Source organism: Acinetobacter sp. M5A5_2a (assembly GCF_053345265.1).
Genome location: NZ_JBKEZV010000010.1, coordinates 94,587 through 108,866, shown reverse-complemented (window position 1 = coordinate 108,866; position 14,280 = coordinate 94,587). Strand labels below are relative to the sequence as shown.

General features: G+C 39.3%; 12 protein-coding genes and 1 pseudogene. 8 read left to right on the top strand and 5 right to left on the bottom strand.

The window, feature by feature from the left end; all coding sequences use genetic code 11:
* Window positions 1–87: 87 nt before the first annotated feature.
* Window positions 88–1,923 (bottom strand): translational GTPase TypA, encoded by a 1,836-nt coding sequence (typA, locus tag ACLBWE_RS14075; RefSeq protein ID WP_003655262.1) that lies wholly within the window; start codon window positions 1,921–1,923, stop codon window positions 88–90.
* Window positions 1,924–2,100: 177 nt separating this feature from the next.
* Here typA and ACLBWE_RS14070 point away from each other — a divergent pair, with 177 nt between their 5' ends.
* The 5 genes from ACLBWE_RS14070 to ACLBWE_RS14050 all read left to right on the top strand — a co-directional run bounded on the left by ACLBWE_RS14070 (window position 2,101) and on the right by ACLBWE_RS14050 (window position 7,661).
* Window positions 2,101–3,459, top strand: a complete 1,359-nt coding sequence (locus ACLBWE_RS14070; protein WP_016137158.1) for a uracil-xanthine permease family protein — start codon at window positions 2,101–2,103, stop codon at window positions 3,457–3,459.
* 63 nt (window positions 3,460–3,522) lie between these two features.
* Window positions 3,523–4,536, top strand: a complete 1,014-nt coding sequence (locus ACLBWE_RS14065) for a methyltransferase (RefSeq protein ID WP_447603610.1) — start codon at window positions 3,523–3,525, stop codon at window positions 4,534–4,536.
* 21 nt (window positions 4,537–4,557) lie between these two features.
* Window positions 4,558–6,018 carry an amino acid permease gene (locus tag ACLBWE_RS14060; RefSeq protein WP_347019529.1) on the top strand — a complete coding sequence of 487 codons (1,461 nt, stop codon included), beginning with the start codon at window positions 4,558–4,560 and terminating at the stop codon, window positions 6,016–6,018.
* 275 nt (window positions 6,019–6,293) lie between these two features.
* Window positions 6,294–7,499, top strand: a complete 1,206-nt coding sequence (locus ACLBWE_RS14055; RefSeq protein ID WP_127493864.1) for an RtcB family protein — start codon at window positions 6,294–6,296, stop codon at window positions 7,497–7,499.
* A gap of 3 nt (window positions 7,500–7,502) precedes the next feature.
* Window positions 7,503–7,661: a hypothetical protein gene (locus ACLBWE_RS14050; protein WP_348949948.1), complete on the top strand. Its 159-nt coding sequence runs from the start codon at window positions 7,503–7,505 to the stop codon at window positions 7,659–7,661.
* 124 nt (window positions 7,662–7,785) lie between these two features.
* Here ACLBWE_RS14050 and omp38 read toward each other — a convergent pair whose 3' ends face one another.
* Entirely contained in the window at window positions 7,786–8,832 is a 1,047-nt protein-coding gene (gene omp38 / locus ACLBWE_RS14045) for an outer membrane protein Omp38 (RefSeq protein WP_092708723.1), read from the bottom strand.
* Between the two features lie 379 nt (window positions 8,833–9,211).
* Between omp38 and ACLBWE_RS14040 the strand changes: the two genes are divergently transcribed.
* The 3 genes from ACLBWE_RS14040 to ACLBWE_RS14030 all read left to right on the top strand — a co-directional run bounded on the left by ACLBWE_RS14040 (window position 9,212) and on the right by ACLBWE_RS14030 (window position 11,585).
* Window positions 9,212–9,727 carry a GspH/FimT family pseudopilin gene (locus tag ACLBWE_RS14040; RefSeq protein WP_004638963.1) on the top strand — a complete coding sequence of 172 codons (516 nt, stop codon included), beginning with the start codon at window positions 9,212–9,214 and terminating at the stop codon, window positions 9,725–9,727.
* A gap of 108 nt (window positions 9,728–9,835) precedes the next feature.
* Window positions 9,836–11,011, top strand: a complete 1,176-nt coding sequence (locus ACLBWE_RS14035) for a thiolase family protein (RefSeq protein ID WP_281832802.1) — start codon at window positions 9,836–9,838, stop codon at window positions 11,009–11,011.
* Between the two features lie 130 nt (window positions 11,012–11,141).
* Window positions 11,142–11,585 (top strand): VOC family protein, encoded by a 444-nt coding sequence (locus ACLBWE_RS14030; protein ID WP_348949945.1) that lies wholly within the window; start codon window positions 11,142–11,144, stop codon window positions 11,583–11,585.
* Window positions 11,586–11,637: 52 nt separating this feature from the next.
* On the opposite strand, the pseudogene ACLBWE_RS14025 reads toward ACLBWE_RS14030, so the two are convergent.
* From ACLBWE_RS14025 to ACLBWE_RS14015, 3 genes and pseudogenes are all read right to left on the bottom strand, one after another.
* Window positions 11,638–11,974: pseudogene (locus ACLBWE_RS14025) on the bottom strand (DMT family transporter).
* Window positions 11,975–12,055: 81 nt separating this feature from the next.
* On the bottom strand, window positions 12,056–12,541 hold the full coding sequence (locus ACLBWE_RS14020; RefSeq protein WP_005036243.1) for a DUF934 domain-containing protein: 486 nt from the start codon (window positions 12,539–12,541) through the stop codon (window positions 12,056–12,058).
* Complete coding sequence (locus tag ACLBWE_RS14015) at window positions 12,534–14,177, bottom strand: nitrite/sulfite reductase (RefSeq protein ID WP_003655249.1); 1,644 nt, start codon at window positions 14,175–14,177, stop codon at window positions 12,534–12,536. Before ACLBWE_RS14015 ends, ACLBWE_RS14020 begins: the two co-directional genes overlap by 8 nt.
* Window positions 14,178–14,280: the final 103 nt, after the last annotated feature.

Sequence of the window (14,280 nt, the reverse complement as noted above, 5' to 3'; positions counted from 1 at the left end):
ATTTTAAGCTTAGTTTAATTTCAAATATAACGATTAAAAAAACCGCTAAATTAATTTAGCGGTTTTTTCTTTTTCACTTAAGAAAAATTATTTATCACGGTTACGTTTACGTTCATTTTCAGTCAAGTAACGCTTACGGATACGGATTGATTTTGGTGTTACTTCAACTAATTCATCATCTTCAATGAATTCAAGTGCTTGTTCAAGCGTGTATTCAACAGCTGGTGTCAACGTTAACGCTTCATCTGTACCAGATGCACGTACGTTTGTTAACTGTTTCGCTTTAGTTGGGTTAACAACCATATCATCTGAACGAGAGTTAATACCAATGATCATACCTTCGTAAACTTCTAACTGAGGTTTAGCGAATAGACGACCACGGTCTTGCAATGTGAATAATGCATAGCCCAAACAAACGCCTTGAACCATAGAAATCAACACACCGTTTTGACGTTTCGCAACAGTACCTTGTTTCATTGGACCGTAATGCGAGAAGCTTGATGTCATGATCCCTGTACCAGAAGTCATGGTCAAGAATTCAGAACGGAAACCAATTAAGCCACGTGAAGGAACAGTTGCTTCAATACGGATACGGCCTTTACCGTCAACTTCCATATTTGTCATTTCACCTTTACGGTAACCCATTTGTTCCATTACCGAACCTTGGTGCTGTTCTTCAACGTCAAATGTTACGTTTTCGTATGGTTCTTGCTTTTCGCCGTCAACTTCTTTCAAAATTACTTGTGGACGTGATACGCCCATTTCGAAGCCTTCACGACGCATGTTTTCAATAAGAACTGAAAGGTGAAGTTCACCACGACCAGACACTTTGAAACGGTCTGGACTGTCAGTATCTTCAACACGTAATGCTACGTTGTGAATCAATTCACGATCTAAACGTTCACGAATGTTACGTGAAGTAACAAATTTACCTTCTTTACCCGCAAACGGTGAGTTGTTTACTTGGAAAGTCATCGTAACAGTAGGTTCATCTACAGATAACGGCGGTAAAGCTTCAACATTTTTCGGATCACAAATCGTGTCAGAAATATGAAGTGCATCGATACCTGTTACACAAACGATATCACCAGCATTTGCCTCTTCAACGTCAACGCGATCTAGACCATGGTAACCCATGATTTTTAAGATACGACCGTTACGTGTTTTACCTTCTTTGTCGATAACAGTTACAGGTGTGTTTAATTTAACTGAACCACGCTGAATACGACCAACACCGATTACACCAACAAAGCTGTTATAATCAAGTGAAGAGATTTGCATTTGGAATGGACCATCAACATCAACTGCTGGTGGTTCAACGATATCTACAATTGTTTGGAACAATGGAGTCATGTCGTCAGCAAGTTCTTCTGGAGAAGGACCAGCAACACCACGTAAACCTGATGCATAAACAACTGGGAAGTCTAACTGTTCGTCAGTACCACCTAAGTTATCAAACAAATCAAATACTTGGTCAATTACCCAATCAGGACGCGCACTTGGCTTATCTACTTTGTTGATAATCACGATTGGCTTCAAACCGCTCGCAAAGGCTTTCGATGTCACAAAACGAGTTTGTGGCATTGGACCTTCTTGAGAATCGACAAGAAGAAGTACGCAGTCAACCATCGACATTACACGTTCAACTTCACCACCGAAGTCAGCATGTCCTGGAGTGTCCACGATGTTAATGCGGTATTCTGTATTTGTACGCGCATCAGTCCATTTAATTGCAGTGTTTTTTGCAAGAATGGTAATACCACGTTCACTTTCAATTGCACCTGAATCCATCACACGCTCGATTTCACCCGCGCGATCACCTAATGCACCTGATTGTTGTAAAAGTTTGTCGACTAAAGTCGTTTTACCATGATCGACGTGCGCAATGATGGCAATGTTACGGAGTGTTTTAATATCTGACATGTAAATTCGATACGCCTAAAGTTTGAGGGCAAATTATACAGAAAAACACTACTCTTGAGTAGTGACAGTTTATTGACATTGACAAAAAAATTTCTAATAGCCTGTATTTCGTTTTGTAAAGATAGTTATCTCGATTAGAATAGCGCCAATTTGCAAAATTGCGGCGGACCTATACCCATGTCCAATCAACACTCTCAAGACCATTTAGACCTTGTTTATGGTTTAAATGATCGACCAAAACCTTTGATCGCTTTTTTAGCAGCTTTCCAGCATTTGCTTGCGATTATTGTACCAATTGTTACACCTGGCCTTTTAATTTGCTTAGCTTTAGGCGTTTCACGCACCGAAACTAACATGATTTTATCGATGTCTTTAGTGATTTCAGGTATTGCTACATTTTTACAATGTAAAAAAGTTGGTCCGTTTGGTGCAGGTCTTCTTATTGTTCAAGGCACAAGCTTTAACTTTATTGGCCCTATTATTGGTATTGGTAGTGCAATGGTTGCCGCAGGAACACCTGTAAACCAAGTCATGGCTGCAATATTTGGTGTGGTCATTGCCGGCTCATTCATTGAAATGGGTGTTTCGCAAATTCTTCCATGGGTAAAAAGACTCATTACTCCGTTGGTGACTGGTATTGTTGTTTTATTAATTGGCTTAACGCTTATTAAAGAAGGCTTGATTAGTATGGGTGGTGGCTATCAAGCCATGCAAGATCATACTTTTGCAAGTGCAGACAACCTTATTATGTCATGTACCGTACTTGCCATTATTATTGTACTTAATCGTATTCGAGTGGTTTGGATTAAAAGCTCAGCTATTTTAATCGCCTTAGTGAGTGGTTACATTCTTGCTGGATTTATGGGTCATCTAGATTTCTCTGGTATTAAAGACGCGCCACTCGTCCAAATTCCAACACCAATGCACTTTGGTTTGAGTTTCTCTTGGGGATTATTCATCCCAATGGCATTCATTTATTTGGTGACTTCTTTAGAAGCAATTGGTGATGTGACAGCAACCAGTAAACTTTCCAACCAACCTGTTAATGGTCCTGAATGGATGAAACGCATTAAAGGTGGCGTATTAGTGAATGGTGCAAACTCTTTGCTAGCTGGACTATTTAACACTTTCCCGAGTTCTGTTTTCGCTCAAAACAATGGGGTAATTCAACTCACTGGGGTTGCTAGCCGCTATGTAGGCATCTGGATTGCTGGATTACTCATTTTATTAGGTCTATTCCCTGCAGTAGCTGGTGTGATACAAGCAGTTCCTCAAGCCGTTTTAGGTGGCGCTGTTATGGTCATGTTCGGTGCAGTGGCTGCATCAGGCATTAATATTCTTTCTTCAGTTCACCTTGACCGCCGAGCACTATTAATTATTGCCATCTCACTTGCATTAGGTTTAGGTGTTGCTCAAGTTCCTCAGATTTTAGAGCACCTTCCAGAATTATTTAAAAATATTTTTAGCTCTGGCGTGGCAACAGGTGGTATAGCAGCATTAATTTTAAATGTTGTGCTTCCTGAAACGCATAAATAACTAACTTTTAATTTTGATTACTGCCCAGCTCCCACTGGGCATTCTTCTTCATGAGAGATGTACATGGATCCTAGAAGTGAAGTGGTATTAAGACAGCAAGACTATTTGAAAGGTAGAATCTTGTTAATTAATGCACCGAATGATGCCTTAGTCAGTCAATTACCAGCTGGAACTGATGCGTCAGTCTGGACATGGAATCATGCCGACTATCAGGGATTTATAAATAGTGGAACAAAAGCGCACTTCTCAGTTGAGTTTCCATCACAAGAATTCGACCAAGCAATTATTTTTGTTCCAAAATCTAAAGAGCTCTTGAATTACATATTGCATGTAGTAATGAGCCATCTTAAAACCAATCAATCTGTTTTTTTAGTTGGTGAAAAAAAGGGTGGTGTAGAAAGAGCCTCTAAACAATTACAAAGCTTTGGCAAAGTACTAAAACTTGATAGTGCTCGCCATTGTCAATTGTGGCACTTAAAGATTGAGAAAACAGAACAGATTAAACCTCTAGAAAAATGGATTAAAACTTATACTGTTCAGGTTAATGAGCAAGAGCTTACGATTTGTGCCCTTCCCGGTGTTTTTAGCCAAAATCATCTAGATGTCGGAACTGCTGTTTTACTCCCTTATCTTAATCAGGTGAAATCAGGTAGAATTGCCGACTTCGGGTGTGGTGCTGGAATTATCAGTTGCTATTTGGCAAAAATAAATTCAAGTAATATTATTCACGCCCTAGATATTGATGCTTTCGCTTTACGGTCAACGGAAATGACTTTTAGTCGAAATGGAATAGGTTCAGACCAGTTGAGATTGCAGCCTGTCATAGGTATTGCAGACGCTCCAACAGAACTCGATGCCATTGTCAGTAATCCCCCTTTCCATCAAGGTATTCATACCGACTATGATGCAAGTGAAGGACTCTGCCAGAACGCTAAAAAACATTTAAAGGCATCAGGCGAGCTATGGATTGTAGCAAACCGTTTTTTAAACTATCCGATCTTAATTGAGAAGCACTTTGGTCAGTGCCAGATTAAAACTGATCTTGAAGGCTTTAAGGTGTTATATGCCTGTGCATAACAAACTATGTAAGGAATCTCCATGAGCGAAACACATGCTCCTGAAAAACTCCAGCGTAAGCTTGGGGCTCGTCATCTGAATATGATCGCCATTGGTGGTTCCATTGGTACAGGCCTCTTCCTTGCTTCTGGATCAACCATTGCAAATGCTGGCCCAGGTGGGGCGCTACTCGCCTACTCTCTCATTGGCATTATGATTTACTTCTTAATGACCAGCTTAGGTGAGCTTGCAACCCACAATCCGACTTCTGGTGCTTTTTTTACATATGGCAGTCGTTATGTCGAAGAAGGCTTTGGCTTCGCTTTAGGCTGGAACTACTGGTATAACTGGGCAATTACGGTTGCATTCGAACTTGTTGCAGTTCAGTTTATTATGAAGTTCTGGTTCCCTGATATTCCAGGGTTCTATTGGAGTGCCCTGTTCCTTATCGTTATCTTTATGATTAATGCCATGACAGTAAAGGGATTCGGCGAAAGCGAATTCTGGTTCTCAATGGTAAAAGTGATCGCCATCATTGCCTTCATTATTATTGGTTTAGCTATGATCATTAAGATTATGCTAACCCCAGGTGTCGCAGCTTTTGGAAACTGGACCTATAAAGACGCACCTTTTGTGGGTGGTTTACAGGCCATGATTGGTGTTGCAATGATTGCCGGATTCTCTTTCCAAGGAACTGAAATGGTTGGGGTTGCTGCTGGTGAATCTAAAGATCCAAAGAAAACAATTCCACTTGCAATCAAACAGATTTTCTGGCGAATCTTATTATTTTATGTCTTATGTATTTTCATTATCGGCACTCTGATTGCCTATGATGACCCGAATCTACTACAAGCTGCTACCACTGAAAATATTGCGCTTTCTCCCTTTACATTGCTCTATGAAAGAGTTGGCTTTGCTTTTGCGGCTGGCTTAATGAATGCTGTCATTCTTACTGCTATTTTATCAGCAGGTAACTCAGGCATGTACTCTTCAACTCGCATGTTGTTTAAAATGGCTCAGGAAGGCCGTGCGCCAAGGTGGTTTGCAAAACTTGATGGTCGTGGCGTTCCAATGAATGCACTATATGCCACAACAATTATCGCCGCTTTTTGTTTCTTGACAACTTTTATTGGTGAAAAACAAGTATTTAACTGGCTACTTAATATGTCAGGTATGTGCGGCTTTATTGTTTGGTTAGGAATTGCGATTTCGCACTATCGTTTCCGCAAAGGTTATATTGCTCAAGGATATAAATTAGAAGATTTAGCTTACCGTGCCAAATTTTTCCCATTTGCCCCTTGGTTTGCATTTATCCTCTGTTCAATCATTATTTTGGGACAAAACTATCAAGCCATTTTAGGTGGAAAAATTGACTGGTTAGGCCTACTTTCAACCTATATCAGCTTGCCATTGTTCTTGATTATCTGGTTAGGCTATAAGTGGAAAAATAAAACCAAACTGATCCCTTATGATCAAATGAACGTCAAACCTGAACAAGATTAAAAATCGGTTTCAATAGATAATTAAAAGTAAATCAAAGATCAAAAGCTTGATCTTTGATTTAAAAAGCGTACAATGCCGTTCAGATTTTCAACGGCACTTTTAAATAAGGAGGACATCATGCCAGCAGTACAAGGTAAAACAGACTAAATAATTTGGCACGATGTCAGCTCACGGACAAGTGTACAAATTCACTTCACTTGTCCGAATGCTCAAATTTAAAACCTAGCATTCGCTAGGTTTTTTTATGCCTGCTCGGACAAAATAAGAGAAAAATTATGGGCATACAAAAAATATTAAATGAGGAGGCACTGTATGGTGTCCCCGTTAAAATTTTCACTCAAGATATAGATAGTGAAAGTATCGAACAACTCAAGAAAATGGCTCAACTGCAATTTATATACTCACATATTGCTGTTATGCCAGATGTTCATGTCGGAAAAGGCGCGACTGTAGGCAGTGTTATTCCGACTAAACATGCCATTATTCCTGCTGCTGTAGGCGTAGATATTGGCTGTGGAATGAATGCAATTCGTTTAAGTCTAAAGGCTTCTCAATTGCCAGATAGCTTAAGTCGTTTACGAGATGCAATCGAACGTAAAGTCCCCGTTGGATTTGCTTTACATAAACAGGTCAAGGCAAAAGCTTCAAGCATTATTCCACTTGAAAAAAGCTTAGAGCCGATTATCAAAAAGCATCCTGGTCTTGTCCGGATGCTTCGACAATTTGATGCGACATGGCAAAAACAATTGGGCACTTTAGGTGGCGGCAACCACTTTATCGAGCTCTGTATTGATGAAAATCAAGACGTATGGATCATGCTGCATTCGGGTAGCAGAGGGCTTGGTAACGTTATTGGTACTTATTTTATTGAGTTAGCCAAGAAAGAGGCTCAGCATCGTTTTGGTCATGTACCTGATAAAGATTTGAGTTATTTTGCCGAAGGCTCAAAAAGTTTCGATGATTATGTGGAAGCGGTAGAATGGGCTCAAGAATATGCTTTTGAAAATCGCAAAGAAATGATGCGATTAATATTAGAAGCAATTCGCCCTCTTCTACCCTCTTTTCAAATGACAAAAGAAGCAATTAATTGTCACCATAACTATGTAAGCCGTGAAACACATTTTGGTGAAAATTTATTGATTACCCGAAAAGGCGCAATTCGTGCTGGTTTAGATGAATTAGGCATTATCCCAGGTTCAATGGGGGCAAGATCTTATATCGTCAGAGGTAAAGCAAACCCTGAGTCATTTTGTTCTTGTTCTCATGGTGCAGGTCGTAAGATGAGTCGAAGCAAGGCAAAAAACCTTTTTAACCAGCAAGATCTTATTGAACAAACCCAAGGTATTGAGTGCCGTAAAGACAGTGGCGTTGTCGATGAAATCCCAAGTGCTTATAAGGATATTGATGAAGTCATGGCAAATCAGGCTGACCTCATTGAAGTTGTCCACACACTTAAACAAGTTTTATGTATTAAAGGTTAAAACATGAAAATTAAAGAAATTTCAAAAATCAAAGTCCGTAATCAGGTGGCTCTCTCCCCTTTACTTCACAAAGGCGGGATGCATGAAACGGAAAAGCCTCGTGCTCAACATCGTAGAGATAGACAAGATACTAAACAGCAATTAAGAAAAGGCGATTGGTAAATAATTTAGACCAAAATTGAAAGAAATTATTATTAAGGAGATGTAGAAATGACTAAATATTTTAAAAATCGTAATAAAAAAAGCGACTCTAACGAGTCGCTTTTTTACTGTTCAAAAACTCAAATTATTGAGCTGCTGCTTCTTGACCAGGTTGAACAACTACAGTACGGCTACCAGTGATTGTCGCGAATACACGACGGTTCATAGCACGGCCTTCTTTAGTTTTGTTGTCAGCAATCGGTTGATCCCAAGCGAAACCTTGAGTAGACAAACGAGATGCATCAACGTTGTATTCGTTTACAAGAGCTGATTTAACAGAGTTAGCACGAGCTAAAGATAAACGTTCGTTCAACTTACGTGGACCAGTGTTATCTGTGTGACCTTCGATACGTGCAGTAGCGTTAGGGTATTCAGTTAACTTCTCAGCAACTTTAGCGATTTCTGGCTTGTATTGGTCTTTGATATTTGATTTGTTAGTATCAAAGAAAACACGAAGTTCCATGTTAAGGTCTTCAGTTAACTCTTGTGGTTGTGGAGCAACTGGAGTTGGTTCAACTGGAGCAACTTCTACTACAGGAGCAGCAGGCTTCAAGTGACCACCAAGAACTACGTTCAAACCAGCAAGAGCTGTATAGTTCCAGAATTTTTCGTCAAAGTTATAAGTACCACGAGCTTCTGTACGAAGAGATAAAGCATCGTTTAAGCGCCAGAAAGCACCAAAACCAGCATTACCTAAAGTACCTTCTTCATCATTGTGGTAAGAAAGATCAGGAATCTCGTATTTGTAGTGACCAGCACCTAACAATACGTATGGCTTGATTTTGCTGTCATAGTTTTTAGTGATTAAATCAGAAGTAACATAGAAGTTACCGTTGATTTGTTTTTGTTTGTATTCAGCGCCAGCAGCAAGACCGTCTACATCACCTTTAACTTGGTTATATTCAGCTTCGAAACCTAACCATGGTGTCAACTCAATACCAAGAGCTGCACCAACGAATAAATCGTCTTGTAATTCAGGTCCGTTAGTTAACTCACCTTTGTCACCACCATTGTTGTGCTGACTGTCTTGGAAAGTGTAACCAAGCAATAATGGTGTAACAGTTACGCCAGCATTAGCAGCAGCTAATGGAGCAGCGACAAGCATAGCAAGTGCAATACGACTCAATTTCATGGATATCCTCCAGAGATAACAATTGTTGTTCAAGCTCAGCCTAAATTTATTGGCCCCTGAGATATTTTTACCCCAGTATTATTTTTAAGCTATTCACATTTGAATCATACAAACACTTGATAGACTTTCCAAGTGCTTGATAATTTTAATCAAGTAAATTATTGACAAAATTACTTACAATTTCCGTTGTAATTCGGTAATTTTTTACTCAACTAGAAAATATGAACAACTTCTTTCTTTCGCTTAGGGTGATTTTACCAGTATTCTAGCGTCCTGATAACCTTTATTTAATTTTGTGTTTCCTCATTATAAAAAGCCATATAAATCATTGATAGAACGCATAAAATCAAAATATTTATTTATATATTAAGGAATTTTAATGTTTAAATCTCCTGGTTTCACATTGATGGAACTCACTATAACGCTCGCAATTCTTATGATTATGTTCACTATAGCTCTTCCTTTATACCATCAATTTATGGCTTCGGTAGAATTAAAAAACACCCCTAGACTACTGACAATTCATATACAAAAAGCCAAATACGACGCAATTCTACGACATAAGAGTGTCGTACTTTGCCCAAGTGTTGATTTAACGCTGTGTAATAGTAATTGGGATACAAGCCTTATAAGCTTTGTAGACACAAATCATAATCTACAGAGAGAAAGCGACGAAGAGATATTGACCAATGTTGAACTTAATCATCGTTATGGTTCTTTAAAATTTCAAAAATTTGGAAAAAAACTCAATAGTATCGTATTTCAGGGAGACACTGGACTGCCACGTGAGTCTAACGGCAGTTTTACATATTGTTCTTATGATCAGCTTAAAAACTTTAAATTAGTTCTCAGTAAAATGGGACATATTCGTTTAGAAGACCTTAAAAATTGTTAGAACTCTACAGTCTAATGCAGAAGATATTTCTCTCTGATTTTTACAATATACTGACTAGGTTTTAAACATTTCTTATTTTGAGATTAAGAACAACTGGAGATTAGAACAATGACTGACATCGTAATTGTTAATGGTGCTCGTACTGCTATGGGTGGTTTTCAAGGATCGTTATCGGGACTTACTGCACCTGAACTAGGTGCTGTAACCATTAAAGAAGCAATCGCAAGAGCAGGTTTACAACCTACTGATGTCGAAGAAGTCATTATGGGTTGTGTTCTTCCTGCTGGTTTAAAACAAGGCCCTGCTCGTCAAGCAATGCGTAAAGCTGGCTTACCGGATTCTACAGGTGCTGTTACTATTAATAAGCTTTGTGGCTCTGGCATGAAAGCAGTAATGCAAGCAACCGATATGATTAAAGCAGGTAGTGCTGAAATTGTTGTTGCTGGCGGTATGGAATCTATGACAAATGCGCCTTATGTTTTACCAAAAGCACGCGCTGGTTATCGTATGGGTCACGGCGAAATTAAGGATCATATGTTTCTTGATGGACTTGAGGATGCTGAAACTGGTCGTTTAATGGGTTCTTTTGCTCAAGATATGGCAAACACACGTGGCTATACACGTGAGCAAATGGACGACTTTGCAATTCGTTCTTTGAAACGTGCTCAAACAGCGATTACTGAAGGCTATTTCAAAGATGAAATTGTTTCGGTTACCGTGCCTAGTCGCAAAGGCGATGTTGTTGTTGATCAAGATGAACAACCTCTAAATGCAAAGATCGACAAGATTCCTTCACTTAAACCAGCTTTTGCAAAAGACGGAACAATCACCGCAGCAAACGCGAGTTCTATTTCGGATGGTGCATCTGCATTAGTACTGACATCAAGTGAAGTTGCTGCCCAACGTGGTTTACAGCCGCTTGCGAAAATTATCGCAACAGCATCAAACTCTCAGCATCCTTCAGAATTTACGATCGCTCCTGTTGGCGCCATCGAGAAAGTTCTGAAAAAAGCTGGCTGGAATGCTCAAGATGTCGACCTATGGGAAATTAACGAAGCTTTTGCCATGGTCACCATGTGCCCAATTGATGATTTCAAGCTTGATGCTGAAAAAGTAAATATCAATGGTGGTGCTTGCGCATTAGGTCATCCAGTAGGTTCTACAGGTTCTCGTATCATTCTTACGCTTATTCATGCATTGAAACGTACTGGCGGTAAAAAAGGTATTGCTGCACTTTGTATTGGTGGTGGTGAGGCTACAGCCGTTGCAATTGAACTTCTTTAATTAAAAAACAATATTTCAAAATCTCGCTTCGGCGGGATTTTTTTATTAAAAAACTACAAAAAATGACCCACAAAATCACTTTTACGTTTTAACTTATTCTTCTAAATGAAAACAACAATGGACTATAACAATGCAACTCAATCACTATCTCAACTTTCAAGGTCAGGCAGAGCGAGCTTTTAATTTCTATAAGTCAGTTTTTGGCGGTGAGTTCGGCATGTTGAGCCGCTATGGCGATATGCCACCTACCGAAGGCGTGACTTTATCGGAGGCCGATAAGAATCTGGTTCTTCATGTTTCACTGCCAATTAATGAATACACCGTACTTATGGCATCAGATACAAATGATCAATTCTGTGCTCCTAACAGTGTCTTTACCCAAGGTAATAATCACTACATTTCGATTAATCTTGAAAAAGATGAGCAAGAAAAAGCAAAACAACTTTTTGATGCTTTATCTGTTAATGGTCAAATTGAAATGCCTCTAGAAAAAACGTTCTGGGGTGCATTGTACGGCGCTTTTACCGATCAATTTGGCATAAAATGGATGATCAACTGCCAGCTTGATACTTAATATTTTCAACACTTAAGCCTCATAGAAACACTCAGATATTTCTATGAGGCTTTTAAATATCGATATTGGAATATTGAGCAATAATCATCAGCCCCTCCAACCCACCCTGCCACATCAATATTTTGCCCAAGAAAAATCTTTGCCAAAAAAGCTGTAGCTAATACGCCAATTCCAGACCAAAGTACATACAAAATTCCAGCCTGCATATATTTCAAAGCAATCGCAGCACAAGCGAAAGAGATCATATATAGGATCAGAGCAATACCTTGAGCTGTTTTATTAACTAAGCCATTACCTCTAGCAGAATAAAATGTTGAGAGTACATCCGCCGCGATGGCAAATAATAGCCACCAGGCACCGGGATTTATTTTTGAAATTAAGCCTAGCATTCTTGTTCTTCATTTAAGTCATTTAAAAATTATTTATAAAAAAAGCTGAACCTAAGTTCAGCCTTTTTACTTGAAATCTATTTAAGCACCAGTTTGATAACTTGCTTGTGGTACAGCAGTTGAAGCTTGGTATGGGTTGGTAAAGTCTTGCAAACCTGCCGCCGCTTCTTGTACGTCTTTGCCTTCTTTTACGACAAAACTATCAAAACCAGAACGCTTTAAGTAGTTTAAGACATCCTTAAACACATCACCCGTTGCGCGCAATTCACCTTGGAAACCTTGGCGGCGTAATAGTGCAGCAAATGAATAACCACGACCATCACCAAAACCTGCAAACTCAATGAAAATTGCATTAAGCTCATTTAATGGGAATGTATGATCTTCAGGTGAATCACTCACAGTCACATACAAAGCTTTTTTACCTTGAATGTTTGCTAATTGGTCTAGTTGAGCTGTTGTTACAACAACGTCACCCTGAGGAATAACACCATCTTCAGCAATGATTTGATAAGTATTGTCAGCGATCGTGCCATCTTTATAAAGCACTGGTAGAGCTGTATTAAGCATATGCACGCTCCTTAAATGGTTGAATTCCTACACGGCGATATGTGTCAACAAAACGCTCACCTTCAGTACGTAAATCAAGGTAAGTATTTAATATTTCTTCAATTACATCAGGCACTGCATCTGCTGCAAATGATGGCCCTAAGATATCACCGATTGATGCATCATGGTCCGAATTACCACCTAATGTAATTTGGTAGAATTCAGCACCTTTTTTATCTACACCTAAAATACCGATGTTACCTACGTGGTGGTGACCACAAGCATTCATACAACCAGAAATATTTAAGTCTAAATGACCAAGATCATAAACTTTGTCTAAGTCATCAAAACGACGCGTGATTGCTTCAGCAATTGGAATTGATTTCGCATTTGCCAGTGAACAGAAATCACCGCCTGGGCAACTAATAATATCGGTAATAAAACCAATATGTGCACGTGCCATATTTTGTTGTTCAAGCGCTTGCCATACATCGAACAAATCTTTTTGTGGCACATCTGCCAAAGCAATGTTTTGTTCATGAGTCGTGCGAAGTTCACCGAAAGTATATTTATCAGCAAGATCTGCAATAAAGTTCATTTCTTCGGTTGTCATATCGCCCGGTGCAATACCTGCACGTTTCAAAGAAATCGTAACAATACGATAGCCTTTCACTTTATGTGCATGTGTGTTGATATTGAACCATTGCTTGAATTTTGGATGCTCAGCAAATAAGGCCGTGAAGTCTTCATCTGCCAAATCTTGATAGTCAAATGGGATGAACTCTTCATCCAGTTTTTTCAAGATTTCTGGCTGAATTTTTAATGATTCACGTGTGTGTTCAAATTCAGCTTCAACTTTCTGAGCAAAAACTTCAGGTGTTAACGCTTTAACTAGAATTTTGATACGTGCTTTATATTTGTTATCACGACGGCCATGCAAGTTATAAACACGCAGAACTGCCTCTAAGTAAGAAATTAAATCTTCACGTGGTAAAAACTCGCGAATGACGCTACCAATGATTGGGGTACGGCCTAAACCACCACCAGCCATAATTTTGTAGCCGATTTCACCCGCTTCATTACGCACGATATATACACCAATATCGTGGAATGCTGTTGCAGCACGGTCTTTTTCTTCAAGTGCAGAAACGGCAATTTTGAACTTACGTGGCAAGAATGCAAATTCAGGGTGGAACGTACTCCACTGACGAATCAATTCACATGTTGGACGTGGGTCTGCAATTTCACCTGCAACCACACCTGCATATTGGTCAGTCGTTGTATTACGAATACAGTTACCACTGGTTTGAATGGCATGCATTTGTACCGTTGCAAGTTCAGCTAAAATTTCTGGTACATCTTCAAGAGCTGGCCAGTTTAACTGAATGTTCTGACGTGTAGATACGTGTGCATAGCCACGATCATATTCAGTTGAAACTTCAGCAATTTTACGTAATTGTTTTGAACTCATTAAGCCATACGGCACAGCAATACGCAGCATAGGCGCATAGCGTTGCACATATAAACCATTTTGCAAACGTAATGGACGGTATTCATCTTCAGAAAGTTTGCCCGCTAAATAGCGCTCTGTCTGATCGCGGAACTGAGCAACTCGTTGATTAATCAGCTGCTGATCGAAATCGGTATATAAATACATGGCGTATGGCTAGTAGATTCATTATTAAGGCAGATAGCATAGCGAGCTTTTATTCATCAATAAAATGCTTTTTTTGCATATTTAATAACGGTTTTATTGATAA

Bases quoted from the DNA above. Each gene is read 5' to 3' on its own strand.
- typA (WP_003655262.1), bottom strand. From the start codon at position 1,923: ATGTCAGATATTAAAACACTCCGTAACATTGCCATCATTGCGCACGTC.
- ACLBWE_RS14070 (WP_016137158.1), top strand. From the start codon at position 2,101: ATGTCCAATCAACACTCTCAAGACCATTTAGACCTTGTTTATGGTTTA.
- ACLBWE_RS14065 (WP_447603610.1), top strand. From the start codon at position 3,523: ATGGATCCTAGAAGTGAAGTGGTATTAAGACAGCAAGACTATTTGAAA.
- ACLBWE_RS14060 (WP_347019529.1), top strand. From the start codon at position 4,558: ATGAGCGAAACACATGCTCCTGAAAAACTCCAGCGTAAGCTTGGGGCT.
- ACLBWE_RS14055 (WP_127493864.1), top strand. From the start codon at position 6,294: ATGGGCATACAAAAAATATTAAATGAGGAGGCACTGTATGGTGTCCCC.
- ACLBWE_RS14050 (WP_348949948.1), top strand. From the start codon at position 7,503: ATGAAAATTAAAGAAATTTCAAAAATCAAAGTCCGTAATCAGGTGGCT.
- omp38 (WP_092708723.1), bottom strand. From the start codon at position 8,832: ATGAAATTGAGTCGTATTGCACTTGCTATGCTTGTCGCTGCTCCATTA.
- ACLBWE_RS14040 (WP_004638963.1), top strand. From the start codon at position 9,212: ATGTTTAAATCTCCTGGTTTCACATTGATGGAACTCACTATAACGCTC.
- ACLBWE_RS14035 (WP_281832802.1), top strand. From the start codon at position 9,836: ATGACTGACATCGTAATTGTTAATGGTGCTCGTACTGCTATGGGTGGT.
- ACLBWE_RS14030 (WP_348949945.1), top strand. From the start codon at position 11,142: ATGCAACTCAATCACTATCTCAACTTTCAAGGTCAGGCAGAGCGAGCT.
- ACLBWE_RS14020 (WP_005036243.1), bottom strand. From the start codon at position 12,541: ATGCTTAATACAGCTCTACCAGTGCTTTATAAAGATGGCACGATCGCT.
- ACLBWE_RS14015 (WP_003655249.1), bottom strand. From the start codon at position 14,177: ATGTATTTATATACCGATTTCGATCAGCAGCTGATTAATCAACGAGTT.